This is a genomic window from Nostoc sp. C96, from assembly GCF_059384975.1.
Genome location: NZ_CM182020.1, coordinates 5,106,388 through 5,123,518 on the forward strand (window position 1 = coordinate 5,106,388; position 17,131 = coordinate 5,123,518).

Below are 17,131 nucleotides of genomic sequence, written 5' to 3' on the forward strand. Positions count from 1 at the left end.
AAGTAGATAGCCTTTTAATTAAGAGAATACTGGTTGTAGATGTAAATATTCCGATTCCGGTAATATTCCTTCTTGTAAGACAAGCTCATTCACAAAAGTATCAATTTTTTGCCGATCTATATTTTGCATAACTATGAGATGGGCAAAATTATCGAGAGTCGCTAATTGCCATTTTTTAATCAACACTTGGTTCGGCTTTTGAAACACGACTGTATTGGAGAATTTATTTAGCATACAAGGATATTCTCGCAATTGCAGTTGCTGGAATAAATATTGAGCATTCTGAATACATGTCTTGGCCTCTTTAGCAAATCCTTCATAACCTTTGGTTTTGAGAGCATACCAAAGAATCAGAGGCGTGTGACCATTGCGCGAACCAAGAATAGTGGTATCTTTTGAACCGATGTATTCAATCATGGTTTCAACTTTTTCTACCCACTTCTTTTTAGTTAAAACTACACCACAAGGGATAGGAGAGCCAATAAATTTACCAGAGATAGCCACACTATCTATAGGTTTTTGAAAATTGATTTGGGGCGCATGATCTAAAAAGGGTAAAATCATCCCTGAAAGTGCGGCATCACAATGAATGTAGTAATCTTTAATTTGATGATATTTTAAAATTTCTAAAATTTTGTCTAAGTCATCAATTGCACCTTTAACGGTAGTGCCGATATTCAGGCTAATAATGACTGGTTTATGAGAATTTTGTTGAATTGCTTGGGATAAATGTTCATAACTAATCTCGCCATTAATTTGAGAATTAATTACTTGATGTTGAACACCAAACAGTCTAGCCGCTTTAGCAATTGAGTAATGCGAGTCTTGGGATGAATAGAGAATTCCATCAGGATAAATTTCTCTAGCTAATAAGATTCCATATAAGTTCCCTTCAGTTCCACCAGCCGTCACATAGCCCCAAAACTCATTTTCGGGAATTTTATATAGTTGGGCAAAAAATGATAAAACTTCTTGTTCAAATTTGCGAGAATGAAGACCAAAATCTGGCTCTATATATGGGTCTCCAGCATTATTTAATAAAAAACTAAAAAACTTATTTATACGACTAAAGTCACAACTTAAATTATATGGATAACCTGCGTGGAACTGTGATCGCTCTTCTATTTGCTGCCAAAAAATTGCTAACTCCTTGCTCACAGTATCTAACATATTTTCTGATTTTTTATATTTTGAGTTCACGCAAGTTTTACTCTAGGTTATAAGTATCAATCAATATTTTCAGCATTTCTTAATAAAGATAATACTACATTTAAAGATTCAATAAAGCAGTGATAATACTGATGATTTTTAGGAGAATTCCTTGGATTTAGCCAGCTTCTTATAATTTATTTAGTTGAATTATATGGTGCAAGCAAAACCTCTAGTATCACTAATGAATATTCTCAAGATTTAACAGTGATCTTCTAGTGAATTTTACGGAATTGCTCATGTTGATATGATTGATATTAAGCGTAATTACAGAAAATTAGTAGTTGATACTTAAAAGGAATTACGAAGTTAGTAAATATACTTTATTTACGGAATATAGGAACATTATTTAAAGTTTTGACCAAGTTATGTGAGTATAGCGATCGCTGCTGATGGAATATATTTAAACGCCATAAACCGAAGAAGCAAACTTATATAGGTAAAACATAAGTTTGCTTCGGGAAGATTCAAGATACAAGACAAGCGGCTAAATCTTGTGCTGGAGTAGTAATCAGTTTGAGATTGTATGTTTCTGACAAGAAGAACACTTTGCGGAAGTACCCGCCCTTGATGACGGAAATTTTTCCGCGTCAGCTGCGGCGATAGAAAATTCTGAAGTGGTGTTTATTCCCATACATCGGAATTAAGTGGTGTTATCTTGTCTTTGTTAATTTGCGATCGCACCTTGAATACTTTCAGAATTTACGCACAAAGGTTGTCTGTGAAGAATGAGTGTAAGGGTTTTAAACACCTACACCCTTAAACCTCAATTTGGTTCAAGGTTAAGTTTGGCTTTGAGTACTTGGATAGAATCGTATTGCAGTATCCAGATATCGTATTACAGTACCCAAATATCGTATTGCAGTACCCAAATCTCGTATTAAAGTACCCAAATATCGTATTGCAGTACCCAAATCTCGTATTAAAGTACCCAAATATCGTATTGCAGTATCCAAATATCGTATTGCAGTACCCAAATTTCGTATTACAGTACCCAAATATCGTATTGCAGTACCTAAATTTCGTATTGCAGTACCTAAATATCGTATTTATGGCGGTAGTCAGATATGTTAAGACAACTTGAAGCTTGAATGTCAGGAATAGTAAGACTTTTTCCTCCAGCATAACTGCCTTCTGCTACCGTGTACACAGCGGTTGCTACCCTGCGAGGGAAGGGATTGGGGATTAGGTCTGAGATCAATTTGCACACGGCGTGATTTATGCAAGAAATTGCCTCTGAAGTTAGAAAAGTCTATTTTCCGGCGGGAAGCTGTAGTTCTATCCCTAATTTGTTGCCTATTTCCAGAACATTGTTTGTAAAATCTGTCATACCTGCAATGGGGGCGGCAATTAAACCAGCAGCAGTGAGTAAAGCAATGAGACGCTTTTTGAGTTTGGGTTTATTGCGTTCTGGTTCTGGCTTGTGAATTTCGGCTTCTACATCATCAATATCGATAGTGATGTCGTCGCGGAGTTCTGGCGGAAATTGGGCGGCGGTTTGGCGTAGGTTGCTGATTAGTTGAAGAATTTCGGTGATGTTTGCGCCAGTGGTTTGAGTTAAGTCACCGACTTGCTGACTGGCTTTGTCTTTAACTTCGTTGTCAATATTGACGATGCCTACTTGTGCGCCTTGAAAGTTGTTTGTATTTTCTGTCATAGGTTTAAAATCTCCTTGTTGGTTATTATTGTTATTGTAAATATTGATTCTAACCAGATCGCGCTCTAACTCATCTCTTTTTGATTTCTGGCGCGATTCTAATGATTCATAACCGTCTAAAAGTTGACGTAAATTCAGTTTTAATTTTAATTTGCCGATAGTGACTGTGCTTTCACCCATTGCCTCAAGTCCCAAAAGTTCTTGATAGTCGAGGGGGGGATGATTGGGATAGTCGGGGACGGGAACCCATTCGGTGATTTCCAGGTTGGGGAGAGTTTTGTGGATTTTTTGGAAGTCATGGCGGAGGATACCGAGAAATAAGCGGCGGGTTTCTTTACGTCCACTAATGGCGATGAAGATTTTTTTGTCTTCAGGGTCGGCTTTTATTCGCGCAATGTTGTAGATTTCGTTATTTTCTTGATATTGCAGCATTACACCACTGCGCCAATAGATTTTGTTATGGATTTTTTCGTGGGTGTTGACGATAAAGCGAGAAATAATGCTTTCTGGAAGAACTTTGTAATGGTATTGAAATTCTAGGGTTTCTCCTTCTAGTTCTGTTTGTTCTGGTTGGTCTTTGGGCAGAAGTCCAGCAATTAAGAATTGTGGCGGGTGACATTCTAGAGCAAAGCAAAGCTCAAATTCTTTCATCAACCCAATCAGATAATTGTGGCGCTGGATGGGGTAACGTTCTGGATTGAGAATACGGCTGAGATCGGCGGGAGTGAAAATGCCTTTGGTTTGAGTTTTAAGAATTTCATCGCTGAGGAGGGCGTAAATACCTTCTGTCACCCAGTTTGGTTTGAGGACGTTGGTATCTTTAAGGATGGGATGGTCGCGGAAGTTGAGAACTAAGCCGAGTCGATGCAGCAAGTCGATGAGTTGTTCTTGATTTTGTTCTTCAGGAATTTTGTTTTCGTAGCAGAGGCCAATATAGTTGCTGTAGGTGATGAAGTCTTGGGGCATTGATTCGAGTTGTTGTTTCACCTCAAACCATGAGAGGGGTAAAAAGTCATAGACTTCTTTGAGGTTGGCAATTTGCTGAAAAATAGCGGTGCGAAGTTCATCAATGCCGATATTATCTTGGCAGGAAGTTTCGATAATGGCTTGAATATTAGAATATTTTTCGCGTAATGCTTTCCGGTTGATGTCGAGGGGTTGTTCGTCTCTTTTGTTGCCAACAATAATTACGGGGGACTGTCCGCCGAAGCTTTCGATTAATTTCAGCCAATATTCAATGCGGTTTTCTTCTTCGCTGATGCGACAATTACAAGCTAAAAGGTAGAGGCTGCGCTTAGTCAAGAAAAACTGATGGGTGGCATGATAAATTTCCTGTCCACCAAAGTCCCAAACATTCAAGCGGATGTCTTTGCTATTGACCTGCACGTTCCAGGTTTCCACATTGAGTCCGTCGGTTTGGGGTTGATTTTTATCATATCTATTGCGGATTAGTCGCTCGATAAGGGATGTTTTGCCGACGCTACCTTGTCCGACGAGCAAGAGTTTGGCTTCGTGTAGTGGTCGAGTTACACTTATGCGAATTTGCCTCAAGTAATTAAAAATCTCTTTTGCATCTTCTGAATGAAGAATTTCTAAAGGAATCCCGGTTATTTGGTTGTTTTTCAAGTCAAGCCTAGTCAGATTAGTTAAATTAGCTAGAGCCTCTGGTATCTCGGTGATTTGGTTGTCACTGAGGTAAAGCTGCGTCAGATTGGTTAATTGGGCGATCGCTTCTGGTATCTCGCTGATTTTGTTGCTACCAAGGTCAAGCTGGGTGAGTTTGGTTAATTGGGCGATCGCTTCTGGTATCTCGCTGATTTTGTTGTTATGGAGGTAAAGCTGCGTCAGGTTGCTTAATCGGGCGATCGCCTCTGGAATCTCGGTTATTTGGTTACTACTGAGGTGAAGTTCTGTCAGATTGGTTAAATTCGCGAGCGCCTTTGGAATCTGGGTTATTTGGTTGAATCTGAGGTCAAGCACCGTCAGATTAGTTAATTTAGCGAGCGTCTCTGGAATCTCGGCAATTTGGTTGGAAAAGAGGTAAAGCCGCGTCAGATTGGTTAAATTAGCGAGCGCCTCTGGTATCTCAGTAATTCGGTTGTTATAGAGGTAAAGCCGCGTCATATTGGGTAAATTAGCGAGCGCCTCTGGTATCTCGGTAATTTGGTTGCCACTGAAGTAAAGCTGCGTCAGATTGGTTAAATTAGCGAGCGCCTCTGGTATCTCAGTAATTTGGTTGCTACTGAGGTGAAACTGCATCAGATTGGTTAATTGCGTGATCGCCTCTGGAATCTCGGTTATTTTGTTGTCACTGAGGTAAAGCAGCTTCAGATTGGTTAATTGTGCAAGCGCCTCTGGAATCTCGGTTATTTTGTTGTCACTGAGGTCAAGCAGCGTCAGATTGGTTAATTGCGTGATCGCCTCTGGAATCTCGGTTATTTTGTTGTCACTGAGGTCAAGCAGCGTCAGATTGGTTAATTGCGCGATCGTCTCTGGTATCTCAGTAATTTGGTTGCCACTGAGGTAAAGCAGCGTCAGATTGGTTAATTTAGCCAGTGTCTCTGGAATCTCGCTTATTTGGTTGTCACTGAGGTCAAGCCACGTCAGATTGGTTAATTTTGCGATCGCACCAGGTATTTCAGTTAGCTCTACTCGAATTAAGATAAGTTCCTCTAAATGTATTATCTGCGTTACCACATCGGGAATACTTTCTAAAGGATTGCCACTAATATCCAACCTCCGCAAATTAGGCAAATCCAATAATTTGAGTGGAAGGGTTTTTAAATTATTGCCTGAAATCTTTTGGCGACGACGGCGTTCTACGACTTCATAACCTTCAACCTTCTTTCCCAAAATTAAAGACTCAAGCTGCTGCAACTTACCAATTTCCCCAGGTAACTCAGCCAACCCTTGCCCCGACAAGTCTAACTCTCGCCAACCCTCAGCCGCCGCTTGCTCTATCAGTGCCAACAACTCATCCTGCGTCATAATTCCAAGCCAAAGGGTAAAAGGAAAGAAGACTGTTGAAGATGATTTTACGTGATGTGCGACTATTCTTTAAACCCCTCTCCAAACCTCTCCCCGAAGCGGAGAGAGGCTTTGAATCTTGCTCCCCTTCCCTCGTAGGGAAGGGGTTGGGGGTTAGGTTTGAGAAAAAGTTGCACACGGCGTGATTTTAGCGGATCAGGGCAAAATTCTATACCATCACTTTGTAGCGATGCCTGCGGCGGGCTACGCCAACGCACCTTGATATTTTGTAATTAGCGATTCGCAAAACATAATAGCCATCATTACCAATGCTCTATAACCAATCCATCCACATAATCAAAATCTGAATCATCGGTCACAAGCACCCAACCATGTTCCAGGCAATGTGCTGCAATCCAAACGTCATTCATAGGAATTGGTCTTCCTTTGCGCTTCAAAGCTGAACGAGTCTGAGCATAGATAAGTGCCGTTCTCTTTTCCACAGGCACAACTGTACAAACTTCTACAAACTCTAAATATCGAGGAAGATTTTTCAACGGTTGAGTCGAGTTTTCAGCCCCAAACAGTAACTCTCCTGCTACTACCACCGACAAAAGTATTTCTGGTAATGCTAACACCCTTGAAACAACATCAGGATCACCATTCAAAAAACGTATTGCAACAGAAGTATCTAATGCAATCTCACCACTCATTTAAATCAACCTGACGACAATCAGTTTTAATTGCTTCCTGTAAATCAGCCGCTTCATCATCACTCAAAATACCAGCAAATTTCGCTAGAGGATGATGACTACGTGTTTTCTGAACACGATGCAAAAAATCTAACATTACTTGAACTAACTCGTCTGGAACCTCTGCAAGTTCTTGGATAAGCTGCTCGCGGCTAGTCATACATTTATTTGCGCTCTTTAGCAAAGTTTATCGTCGATATTATAACGAATCAGTCTCAAAATGAATTACACAAGTTTAGCGATCGCTAAAGTCCAAAAATATCCTCATATATATCTGTCATCGTTAGCGATAAATTGACCGAATTTAAAACTAATTTATCCTCATTTGCCAAAATCTCCTTTGTCCAATTCCCTGGCAAATCTTGACGATAAACTTCCACTTTGATCTCATCTAGCGAAACTAAAATATACTCCTGTAAACTACCAATAGTCTGATAATTCACCAACTTTTCGCGGCGATCGCTTATCTCAGTGCTTGGTGACAAGACCTCAAAAATCACACAAGGATAATTCACAAAATAGTCAATCGCATCTATGATTTTCCTCCAAGAGCGATCGCCTAAATGCAATCAAACTTTGCGCTCCTCTGCGTTTACCTTAGCGCTACTTTGCGTTTAAACTTTCACCATCTCTTACTGACATTCACTTTACTCTCATTATCAGTAAGCCAAGTAAATAAAGCATAATTTTAACTATGGACTATTGACCCTTGACCATCAACAATGACCAAAAAGCAAAAATTTCCTTACTTAGTAGGCTCTAAATGGACAGCACAGAAAAAAGTAGACGGTTGGCGACACTTTCAAGTCGTTAACCGCAAAAATCAAGGTAAGTGGGTTTATGCCGAAATGGTTGCTTCCTGTGACCCCAATGTTCGTTTCTGGATTAACGCCAAATTATTGCAAGACCGTTCTCAGTGGCTAGGTGGCTGGCAATCATTACAAGAAATGGAAGCAATTTATAGCAATTCTAATTCTAGTGAGACACCTTTCGTTGAGGCTAGAGACGAGAATTTATCTATAGTTGATTGAGCATAAATACTCAAAGCACAGAAATTTTAGTGAAAAGCTTTAATTTTATAATTTTTCACAAATTAATTATTCAGGGTTAAAAATCAGTACTCAGATAGTCCAGTCAGTAGCAAAGCAACGGTATTTTCGGCTCTAAAAAACTTCTATTGGCACTTTTAGTATCAGTTTAGGCATTTATCTCTTGACTGCCAACCCTATACCCATACCCATTAGGCATCATCATCAACAAATTCTATAGAAACCATATATAAAAAGAGTTTTACTATTTTTGTCTATCGTAACTATTTTTATATAAATTAAAACATAAATATTCAAAAAAAATATTTTTATAATAAATAAAGGTTTTAATCAGTAATTTTATTTATAAAATGATTAGCTGTAACTTTATAAGCTTAATAGCTAAGTTTTTGATATTTTAGCCCCCTTTATTTTCTATGTAATTTCGACAATAATGACACTCAACTACCTCACACATTGCCATCGGCGGCTAGGTGAAGGCCAATGTTTGAGCCACAAGTTTGATAAAAAACTATAAGAGGCAGACAACAGTGAAACTAGCAGTCTACGGAAAAGGCGGTATTGGCAAGTCAACAACTAGCTGTAATATATCTGTCGCTTTAGCCAAACGGGGCAAAAAAGTACTGCAAATTGGTTGCGACCCCAAACACGACAGCACTTTTACCTTAACAGGGTTTTTGATTCCTACAATTATTGATACTCTTCAGTCAAAAGACTATCACTACGAAGATGTTTGGCCAGAAGATGTCATTTACAAAGGCTATGGCGGTGTTGATTGCGTAGAAGCTGGCGGCCCACCTGCGGGTGCTGGGTGTGGTGGATACGTAGTTGGCGAAACCGTAAAATTACTGAAAGAACTCAACGCCTTTGATGAGTACGACGTAATTTTATTTGATGTACTGGGTGACGTAGTTTGCGGCGGCTTTGCGGCTCCTTTGAACTATGCAGATTACTGCATGATCGTTACAGATAATGGCTTTGATGCTTTATTTGCTGCGAATCGGATTGCTGCTTCCGTCAGAGAAAAAGCTCGGACTCACCCACTGCGTTTAGCAGGATTAATTGGCAATCGGACTTCCAAACGTGACTTGATCGAGAAATACGTAGAAGCAGTCCCCATGCCAGTTCTAGAGGTTTTACCATTAATTGAAGATATTCGCGTATCTCGCGTTAAAGGCAAAACATTATTTGAAATGGCAGAGTCAGATCCTTCCCTGAACTACGTTTGCGAGTATTACCTCAACATTGCCGACCAAATTTTAGCTCGGCCAGAGGGAGTAGTCCCAAACGACACACCAGATCGGGAATTGTTCTCTTTGTTATCTGATTTTTATCTAAATCCGCGTAAACCACAGGTTCCTAATCCAGAAGAGGAATTAGACTTGATGATTGTATAAATCACCAAGTTCTCAGGATGAGGAACGGAATATGGCTTTCTTTAATAGTTTTACAGATTCGATCAGACAAAAGTGGTTGCAATTCTTCCAGGCGAATCGTGACTGGATCACCTTGCACATGGAAGTAGAGTCGGTGTACACCCCTGATGGCGGGAAGCGACCACCTTCTTACCTCATCCTGGGAGTTGTGAACGCGCTAGAACCAAAACTAGCGCAGTTGATGATGCCATTTTCCAAACTGAATGCTGACGCTGACACTTTAATTGACGTGTTGGAGTTGCATTTTGACCCAGATATCGCCCTTGGTAATCGCTTGAGTAATCCTCCAGTAGAACCAGAAAGCAGCCAATATGAGTCAACAGTAGTTGTTGCAGATGATAATGCTGATGACAATGTTGACGATGAAACTTTAGCAATTTCTCACCTCAACGGTTTTGCCTTAGATGTCAGTGAATCACAGGAAAACGACAATGGATTAAGTGATATTTCCTTATCCAATGGCCAGAACGGCAAACATGAGTTTCCCGCAGCGATGCCTTTGGCAACGTCTTCGACGAACGCACCAGAGACTGATGATTTTGGCGATGTTTCCTTTGATAGTGATCCCACATCAACAACCAAGCTAGATGAAGAAATGCTTGGTGATTTAAACACACCAGATGAAGCGGCTTTTAGCGATGTTTTGTCTGATGTCTGGGGTGATGAAACCGGATTGCAAAAGGGTGAAGAAAATAATGATTTTTTAGGGGAAGAATTACCAACTGGTGTTTTTGATGATTCAGAAATTGCCCGTCTCTTCCCCAACAGTTAAAAGTTGCTGTTTAAGTTGAATTTAGGGATGACTCACTGGTGCTATGTGCCGAAAAGCAGGGAAGAGCCACTGCATTGCGGTGAGCAGTCCGTTGGGGGGCTTTGCCGACTTGTACCCCTACGGGGAAGCAAGCTACGCGCAGCGTCTTTGCCAGGACAAGGAACTGCGAACCCGAAGGGAGGTAAACTCCGTTGTTGCTAGTGGCGTTAGGGAGTGGAGAATAGAGAGTGGGTGATCATCCTCTCACTACTATTCACTCCCCAACTCTTCTTGTTGCTGACCCTATATTCATCTGCCGTTAAATAACAATGGGGAGAAAACCAAAATGACTGTCGCTCAACAACCAGAAGCTTTAAACTTTGAGTGCGAAACTGGGAATTACCACACTTTCTGCCCGATTAGCTGCGTGGCGTGGTTATACCAAAAAATTGAAGATAGCTTCTTTTTGGTGATTGGGACAAAAACCTGTGGCTATTTTCTCCAAAATGCAATGGGGGTGATGATTTTTGCTGAACCCCGTTATGCAATGGCAGAGTTAGAAGAAGGTGATATTTCAGCACAGTTGAATGACTACGAAGAATTAAAGCGGTTGTGTGATCAAATAAAACGCGATCGCAATCCCAGTGTGATTGTCTGGATTGGCACTTGCACCACTGAAATTATCAAAATGGACTTGGAAGGTTTAGCGCCCAAGTTAGAAAGCGAAATTGGCATTCCTATTGTTGTAGCCCGTGCCAACGGCTTAGATTACGCTTTTACCCAAGGTGAAGACACCGTTTTAGCCGCAATGGCTAATCGTTGTCCCAGCCAAGCGCCTGTGACAGAAAATGAAAAAAATGAGCGCAATGCCATTCAAAAGCTGCTCAACTTTGGCAAGAAAAAAGAAGACGTAGTTCAAGAAGAATCAGAATACGTAGATCATCCCCCCTTAGTTCTCTTCGGTTCCCTACCTGATCCTGTTGTTACCCAGTTAACCCTAGAATTAAAGAAACAAGGCATCAAAGTTTCTGGCTGGCTACCTGCTAAACGCTTTACTGAATTACCAGTGCTAGAAGAAGGGTATTACGTTGCTGGTGTTAACCCCTTCCTCAGCCGCACTGCTACCACCTTAATGCGTCGCCGCAAGTGCAAATTAATTGGCGCACCCTTCCCCATCGGCCCTGATGGTACTCGCGCTTGGATAGAGAAAATTTGCTCAGTATTTGGCATTACACCCAAAGGTTTAGATGAACGGGAAGCACAAATCTGGGCAGGTTTAGAAGACTACGTAAAACTCATTCGTGGCAAGTCTGTATTTTTCATGGGCGATAACCTGCTAGAAGTCTCCTTAGCACGGTTCTTGGTGCGCTGCGGAATGACTGTACAAGAAATTGGCATTCCCTACATGGATAAGCGCTACCAAGCTGCGGAATTGGCATTTTTAGAGAAAGCTTGTCAAGAAATGGGTGTACCTTTACCCAAGATTGTCGAGAAGCCAGACAATTACAACCAGGTACAGCGCATTTATGATTTAAAACCAGACTTAGTAATTACAGGTATGGCTCATGCTAACCCCTTGGAAGCACGCGGCATTAATACTAAGTGGTCAGTAGAGTTTACCTTTGCTCAAATTCACGGTTTTGGCAATGCCCGTGACATTTTAGAATTAGTCACTCGCCCGCTGCGTCGGAATAACAATTTGAAAGATTTGGGTTGGGATAAGTTAGTGAGAGAAGAAGCCAAGATTTAAGATTGACTTTGTGAATAATTTCATACAATTATGATTTTTGAGGCGAACTTTGTTTAGTTCGCCTTTTTTATTTTTGTTCACGCAAAAATGCAGAGATAGAGAAGAGTGCAGAAAGGTTACGTTATTTTTTAGTATTGAATACACTAAAGTGAGCCGATTGACTTAAGTGTTATGTGAAGATAGCGTGAAGATTTTATCCTATTGGGCATAGATATTTATTTCAAACATAGCTGGTTGTTAAACATCTCTTATCCTGATTACTCCATAATTAACTATCTTGATAGATTTAATTTGCGTCCCTGATGTTCTGTTTGGTTACTTACACAACATTATTAGTCTCTGCTTATGAAACGATTTTCAGGAACTAATTAAATAATATTTGGGTCTACTTATGTAGCCTACATAACAATTTATTTGATACTCAATATCTTAAAATCATTTAGCTTTCGGAGGTAATTCCTGAGAAGTCTAGCTGAAGTCAGAATAAAGCTGCGCTTTCGTTCGCAAAAGTCACTCTCTGGATACTGTATAGTTTCCGAACGTGTGATCTAAATTAAATATATGAAATTGCTATTTCCTGTATCAGCAATCAATAAGTTAAAAAAATCCCACTTTTATATTTTCTTTGTTATTTTGTAGTTAACGGGACAGTTCTCCACCATACGGTGGGTTTAAATATCAATTAAGTCAACGTTTACTCGCATTTTGTAAACCAAATAAGCATTTTGTGCTTACAGAAACTTATCTCTGCAAGCGCGAAATAAACTGCTGGAATCAATTGCGAGAGCAGACTAAAATCTGTAACTGACTAGTGTATCAAACTCAGAAAAAATCACTAACGATCATGCTCAAAACAAATAATCTATCTATTATTCTGACTGCTTTCATTCAGCCTGAAACTTTAGAGCAAAATGCAAGATTAGCGCACAAAAACCCCTTAGCATCATCTCGACATGATATTCTGCAACCATTACGTCAATGGCTGGATGAACTCGAAATTCAAAATCGTAAAGTAGCACACTTTATTGCTAAATTGATTCCAGCGCAGTGTCCTTTCGAGCGTGATATTGTTTTATTCGGCCGCACAATAGCCCACATTCCACCTATGTGCAAACTGAATCCTCTTTATGATCAATTTGTTGGCTTGCGTTTTCGGGCGTTGTGTTATTTAGTAGATCAGTGTGGCGAAGATATTCAGTCCTACTGTTAAACGCAAACTGAGAACACAAAACATGGAAATTAAAATTGAGCATCAACCCAGTCAAGAATATTTGCAAGATTTGGGAGTGTTCAAATGGGCGATTTGGGAAAAGGAAGTCTCCAAGTTTCCCTGGACTTATGATACTGAAGAAACTTGCTATTTTTTAGCAGGTGATGTGATTGTTACGCCGGATGGCGGACAACCAGTGCAGATGGGTAAAGGAGATTTGGTGACTTTTCCTGCTGGTATGTCTTGTATGTGGGAAATTATCAGCGACGTAAAAAAGCATTATTATTTTTGTTAATACAAATAGGCTATTCAGACATATAGTGTTGAGTGATAGGTCTTGACACCAGATATGATATCACCAAGGTCTGGCTCTATTCTTGTAATTAAAAAAGAGCCAGAAATGTTAATTTCTAGCTCAAATTGTTGAGACAAAACAGTATTGAACTAAATGCAAACTGAGGTATAAAACTTAGAATCTACCCAGGTTATGCAATCCTAAGATGATACCTACACCTAAAATGTGACCAAAGGCTGTCGTTGCAAGTAGCGCAGGTACACCAAAACCACCAAAGAAATTTGCTGAAGGTAAAGCTGGCTCAGAATTGGGATACTTAATGCTAGATTTGCCAAAGGCAATAGCTATGACGTTAGCAAGAATCATGATGATGCCAATGGAAGGACTCCATTGTAGGGGTGCGGTTGCTGCTGCTAATAATGTGGAAGTCAGCACTAGATTTACTCCTGAATGTGTGAATGATTGAAATTATCATCGGGAAATCTAGGAAGATTATTCAAGGAAAACTCCTATTTTGCAGCAATATTTAACAGTTATTCTAAATCCTTAATATAAACAACTACCTAATTATTCCTACTGAAGGAGATGTTTATGGTAATTAATAATATAGTAGAAGGCAGGAGTCCAAGGGCAGGCGGCAGAAGGAAAAGTCTTATTATTCCTGGCTTTCAAGCTTTCAAATTTTCTTAACATATCTGACAGACTACCGCTATACCTAAAACAAAGTATTAACAAAATACCCAACTTTTTTTAAAAGTTGGGTATTTAAATTTAAACCTTATTTACGCTGTGTGCAACTTTTTCTCAAACCTAACTCCTTTCCTTGTAGGGAAGGGGAGCAAGAATCAAGGCTTGGAGAGGGGTTTCAAAAATAAGTTGCAAATCGCGTTTATTGACAACTTCTCTAAGCTGCTGTGTTTAACAAACCATTATGCCGTAGCAACGAAACTGTACTGGGTTCCCGTCCCCGAAAAGCTTTGAATATTTCCATTGGGTGCTTGCTACCACCAAGTGCCAGTACGGTATCCCGGTAGCGTCTACCTGTTGTTTGAACGGCTGCTTCATCATCTAAGCCAGCTTCTTCAAAGGCGGCGAAAGCATCAGCACTGAGTACCTCAGCCCATTTATAGCTGTAATAACCTGCTGCATAACCACCTTCAAAGATATGCCCAAACGCACACAAGAAAGAATCTTCGGGTAGGGGTGGTAAAACTGTTGTTGTCTTGGCAATACGCTGGCGCACTTGTGCAGGAGTTTCATCACCACCAGGACGATAGCGATCGTGTAGTTCTATATCTACAGTGCTAAAGTGAATTTGCCGCAATGTGGCGCTACCACTCATATAATTGCGGGAGGCTAACAGTTTTTGGTAATAATGCTCTGGTAAGGGTTCGCCAGTTTCATAATGTTTGGCCATACCAAACAAAGTTGGTCTTTCATAGCACCAGTTTTCCATGAATTGGCTGGGCAATTCTACAGCATCCCACTCAACATTGTTAATCCCGGCGGCGCTGGTGTAATCAACTTTGGTGAGCATGTGATGTAAGCCATGACCAAATTCGTGAAATAATGTCTCTACTTCATAGAAGGTCATTAAACTAGGCTTGCCATCCACTGGTGGAGTTTGGTTACACACCAAATAGGCTACAGGCAAACGGACAGAGGTTGCACCATTATCATTAATTTTGCTGCGGTTAATGCAGACATCCATCCATGCACCGCCGCGTTTTTCGGCGGGACGGCTAAAAGGATCAAGGTAAAAGTAGGCTATGGGTTTACCTGTTTCATCGGCAATTTGGAAATATCTGACATCCTCATGCCATACAGGGGCTTGCCCATCAGCTGGGGTGACAGTGACACCAAACAGCCGCTTAACTAGTCCAAATAAGCCGTCTAAAACTTGCGGTAAGGGGAAATAAGGGCGTAGTTCTTCGGTTGTAAAGGCAAATTTTTCTTCTCTTTGGCGTTCTGCCCAAAAGCTAATATCCCAGTGTTGTAAATTATCAGCTTCTGGTGAGCCTTTAGCAGCAGCAAAGGCTTTAAGTTCGGCTAATTCTTGGGTAGCTGCATCATAACTTGCACTCCGCAGTTCTTCAAGTAGTCCTTCTACTGCTGCTACATTAGGAGCCATTTTACTAGCAAGACTTAATTCGGCAAAGTTTTTGTAGCCTAATAAATTTGCTAGTTCTTGCCGTAATTCCAAAATCCGCACAATTAAAGGATTATTATCTAACTCACCAGAAGAAGCGCGGGTGATATAAGCTTTGTAAAGCTGTTCACGCAAGTCTCGGCGGGTGCTGTGCTGCATAAACGGCCCGTAGCTGGGAAAATCTAAGGTGATGCGCCAAGGGCCATTTTCGGGGGTGGCGTTTTCTTCACCAGCGGCACGGGCAGCTTGGGCGGCTAGACTGAGGGAACTTTGGGGTAAACCGTCAACTTCTGCTGGAGTTGTCAGGGTTAAGCTATAAGCTTTGGTTGCATCTAATACATGGTTAGAGAATTTTGTTGATAATTCTGCTAAATCCATTTGAATGGCATTATAGCGATCGCGTGCTTCTCCTGATAAGCCTACACCAGACAATTCTGCATCTCGGATGGCAGAGTCAACAATGCGCTGTTGGGCTGGTTCTAGGGTTGCCCAGGTATCACTAGCCCGGAGTTGTTTAAAGGCATTGTATATAACTTGACTTTGACCCAGTTTATTGCTGAACTGTACGACTTCGGGTTGGACAGTTTCATAAGCTTCGCGCAGATGGGGACTATTCTTCACTCCCATTAAATGACTGACTATGCCCCAAGTCCAGTTCAGCCTTTCTGTGAGTTTTTCTAATGGTTCGACTAAACCGTTCCAAGTCGGCTGGACATTAGTTTCTATGGTAGTAAGTTGCTCATCCAGTTCTTTTAACAACTGAGTGAAGGCTGGAATTACTTGTTCTGGTTGTATCTCGCTGAAGGGCGGTAAGCCAGTACCTTTAAGCAAGGGATTTTGGGGAATAGTGGCTGCACTCATAGGGTTATGTCAATGCCGATAAATATCCATATATCTTCTAATGTAGCGATCGCTGTGATTTTTAGCTTTGCCAAAATGCCGAAATAACCGAATATACATAGCAGGGAATAGGTTTGAAAGCCCCTGATTGTCTATATTTTTTAGTTTTTACCCTAATATCTCCAGCAACTGCTATAAGTTGTATTCGTTTTTGTTCTTTTTCCAGAGATAATCATCCCAGATTACTATTGATACTGGGTGTCCTGTGATGAAATTACTACTTTGCGCTTTGATTACACCTGTGGCTGTGTTATTGGCTGCTACACAGACATTAGCCGCGATTAAAACCAAGAACGTTGAATATAAGCAAGGCAATACCGTTTTACAAGGCTATTTAGCTTACGATGATGCAATTAAAGGCAAACGTCCTGGGGTTTTGGTGGTGCATGAGTGGAATGGACTGCAAGCTTATGCGAAAAAACGCACCGAACAGTTAGCCAAGCTGGGCTATGTTGCCTTTGCTGCGGATATTTATGGTAAAGGTATTAGACCAAAGAATCCTGAAGAGTCGGGTAAGCAAGCGACTATTTATCGGAATGATAGACAATTATTGCGCGATCGCGCTAATGCTGGGTTAAAAGTATTACAAGCCAACCCACTAACTGATGTTAAACGCATTGCGGCGATCGGTTATTGTTTTGGCGGTGGTACAGTCTTAGAACTTGCCCGTAGTGGTGCAAATATCGCCGGAGTAGTCAGTTTTCATGGCAATCTCGATACGCCAAACCCTAACGATGCTAAAAATATCAAAGCCAAAGTTTTAGTATTACATGGTGCTAATGACCCATTTGTTCCAGCCGAACAAGTCACAGCTTTTGAAAACGAAATGCGCCAAGCAAATGTAGACTGGCAGTTAATTTCTTATGGTGGTACAGAACACGCTTTTACTAACCCAGAATATAAAGGGGAGTTAAAAGGAGCGCTATATAACCCTATTGCTGATAAACGTTCTTGGGAAGATATGCGGCAATTTTTTGCAGAAATCTTTCGGAAATAATCTGGGGAA

13 protein-coding genes and 1 pseudogene are annotated in these 17,131 nt (G+C 40.7%); 7 read left to right on the forward strand and 7 right to left on the reverse strand.

Going from position 1 to position 17,131, the window contains the following annotated elements:
* Positions 1–18: 18 nt before the first annotated feature.
* From AC504W_RS21825 to AC504W_RS21845, 5 genes and pseudogenes are all read right to left on the reverse strand, one after another.
* Positions 19–1,170: a histidine decarboxylase gene (locus tag AC504W_RS21825; protein WP_494874311.1), complete on the reverse strand. Its 1,152-nt coding sequence runs from the start codon at positions 1,168–1,170 to the stop codon at positions 19–21.
* Positions 1,171–2,461: 1,291 nt separating this feature from the next.
* A complete protein-coding gene (locus AC504W_RS21830; protein ID WP_494874312.1) occupies positions 2,462–5,854 on the reverse strand; it encodes a leucine-rich repeat domain-containing protein in 3,393 nt (1,130 codons plus the stop codon).
* Positions 5,855–6,156: 302 nt separating this feature from the next.
* On the reverse strand, positions 6,157–6,546 hold the full coding sequence (locus tag AC504W_RS21835; protein ID WP_494874313.1) for a type II toxin-antitoxin system VapC family toxin: 390 nt from the start codon (positions 6,544–6,546) through the stop codon (positions 6,157–6,159).
* Positions 6,536–6,745, reverse strand: coding sequence for a hypothetical protein (locus AC504W_RS21840; RefSeq protein ID WP_494874314.1), 210 nt, complete (start codon positions 6,743–6,745; stop codon positions 6,536–6,538). Before AC504W_RS21840 ends, AC504W_RS21835 begins: the two co-directional genes overlap by 11 nt.
* A gap of 85 nt (positions 6,746–6,830) precedes the next feature.
* A pseudogene (locus AC504W_RS21845) lies at positions 6,831–7,106 on the reverse strand (Uma2 family endonuclease); the annotation flags it as partial.
* Between the two features lie 201 nt (positions 7,107–7,307).
* On the opposite strand from AC504W_RS21845, the gene AC504W_RS21850 reads away from it, so the two are divergent.
* From AC504W_RS21850 to AC504W_RS21875, 6 genes are all read left to right on the forward strand, one after another.
* On the forward strand, positions 7,308–7,616 hold the full coding sequence (locus AC504W_RS21850; protein ID WP_494874315.1) for a TIGR02450 family Trp-rich protein: 309 nt from the start codon (positions 7,308–7,310) through the stop codon (positions 7,614–7,616).
* A 548-nt stretch (positions 7,617–8,164) separates the two neighbouring features.
* The gene (bchL, locus tag AC504W_RS21855; protein WP_494874316.1) at positions 8,165–9,031 is read left to right on the forward strand and encodes a ferredoxin:protochlorophyllide reductase (ATP-dependent) iron-sulfur ATP-binding protein; all 867 of its coding nucleotides are present in this window, start codon (positions 8,165–8,167) and stop codon (positions 9,029–9,031) included.
* 31 nt (positions 9,032–9,062) lie between these two features.
* The gene (locus AC504W_RS21860; protein ID WP_494874317.1) at positions 9,063–9,842 is read left to right on the forward strand and encodes a DUF5331 domain-containing protein; all 780 of its coding nucleotides are present in this window, start codon (positions 9,063–9,065) and stop codon (positions 9,840–9,842) included.
* 325 nt (positions 9,843–10,167) lie between these two features.
* Positions 10,168–11,571 (forward strand): ferredoxin:protochlorophyllide reductase (ATP-dependent) subunit N, encoded by a 1,404-nt coding sequence (locus AC504W_RS21865; RefSeq protein WP_494874318.1) that lies wholly within the window; start codon positions 10,168–10,170, stop codon positions 11,569–11,571.
* An 844-nt stretch (positions 11,572–12,415) separates the two neighbouring features.
* Positions 12,416–12,781, forward strand: a complete 366-nt coding sequence (locus tag AC504W_RS21870; protein ID WP_494874319.1) for a Mo-dependent nitrogenase C-terminal domain-containing protein — start codon at positions 12,416–12,418, stop codon at positions 12,779–12,781.
* 22 nt (positions 12,782–12,803) lie between these two features.
* Complete coding sequence (locus tag AC504W_RS21875; protein ID WP_494874320.1) at positions 12,804–13,076, forward strand: cupin domain-containing protein; 273 nt, start codon at positions 12,804–12,806, stop codon at positions 13,074–13,076.
* A 174-nt stretch (positions 13,077–13,250) separates the two neighbouring features.
* Here the strand turns inward: AC504W_RS21875 and psaK are convergent, their stop codons facing one another.
* Positions 13,251–13,511: a photosystem I reaction center subunit PsaK gene (psaK, locus tag AC504W_RS21880; protein ID WP_096579914.1), complete on the reverse strand. Its 261-nt coding sequence runs from the start codon at positions 13,509–13,511 to the stop codon at positions 13,251–13,253.
* Positions 13,512–13,980: 469 nt separating this feature from the next.
* Positions 13,981–16,086, reverse strand: a complete 2,106-nt coding sequence (locus AC504W_RS21885) for a M3 family metallopeptidase (protein ID WP_494874321.1) — start codon at positions 16,084–16,086, stop codon at positions 13,981–13,983.
* Between the two features lie 247 nt (positions 16,087–16,333).
* Between AC504W_RS21885 and AC504W_RS21890 the strand changes: the two genes are divergently transcribed.
* The gene (locus AC504W_RS21890) at positions 16,334–17,122 is read left to right on the forward strand and encodes a dienelactone hydrolase family protein (RefSeq protein WP_494874322.1); all 789 of its coding nucleotides are present in this window, start codon (positions 16,334–16,336) and stop codon (positions 17,120–17,122) included.
* Positions 17,123–17,131 lie beyond the last annotated feature (9 nt).

What these genes read in the sequence shown, in the direction of transcription:
- AC504W_RS21825 (WP_494874311.1), bottom strand. Translation starts at nt 1,170, where the DNA reads ATGTTAGATACTGTGAGCAAGGAGTTAGCAATTTTTTGGCAGCAAATA.
- AC504W_RS21830 (WP_494874312.1), bottom strand. Translation starts at nt 5,854, where the DNA reads ATGACGCAGGATGAGTTGTTGGCACTGATAGAGCAAGCGGCGGCTGAG.
- AC504W_RS21835 (WP_494874313.1), bottom strand. Translation starts at nt 6,546, where the DNA reads ATGAGTGGTGAGATTGCATTAGATACTTCTGTTGCAATACGTTTTTTG.
- AC504W_RS21840 (WP_494874314.1), bottom strand. Translation starts at nt 6,745, where the DNA reads ATGACTAGCCGCGAGCAGCTTATCCAAGAACTTGCAGAGGTTCCAGAC.
- AC504W_RS21850 (WP_494874315.1), top strand. Translation starts at nt 7,308, where the DNA reads ATGACCAAAAAGCAAAAATTTCCTTACTTAGTAGGCTCTAAATGGACA.
- AC504W_RS21860 (WP_494874317.1), top strand. Translation starts at nt 9,063, where the DNA reads ATGGCTTTCTTTAATAGTTTTACAGATTCGATCAGACAAAAGTGGTTG.
- AC504W_RS21865 (WP_494874318.1), top strand. Translation starts at nt 10,168, where the DNA reads ATGACTGTCGCTCAACAACCAGAAGCTTTAAACTTTGAGTGCGAAACT.
- AC504W_RS21870 (WP_494874319.1), top strand. Translation starts at nt 12,416, where the DNA reads ATGCTCAAAACAAATAATCTATCTATTATTCTGACTGCTTTCATTCAG.
- AC504W_RS21875 (WP_494874320.1), top strand. Translation starts at nt 12,804, where the DNA reads ATGGAAATTAAAATTGAGCATCAACCCAGTCAAGAATATTTGCAAGAT.
- AC504W_RS21885 (WP_494874321.1), bottom strand. Translation starts at nt 16,086, where the DNA reads ATGAGTGCAGCCACTATTCCCCAAAATCCCTTGCTTAAAGGTACTGGC.
- AC504W_RS21890 (WP_494874322.1), top strand. Translation starts at nt 16,334, where the DNA reads ATGAAATTACTACTTTGCGCTTTGATTACACCTGTGGCTGTGTTATTG.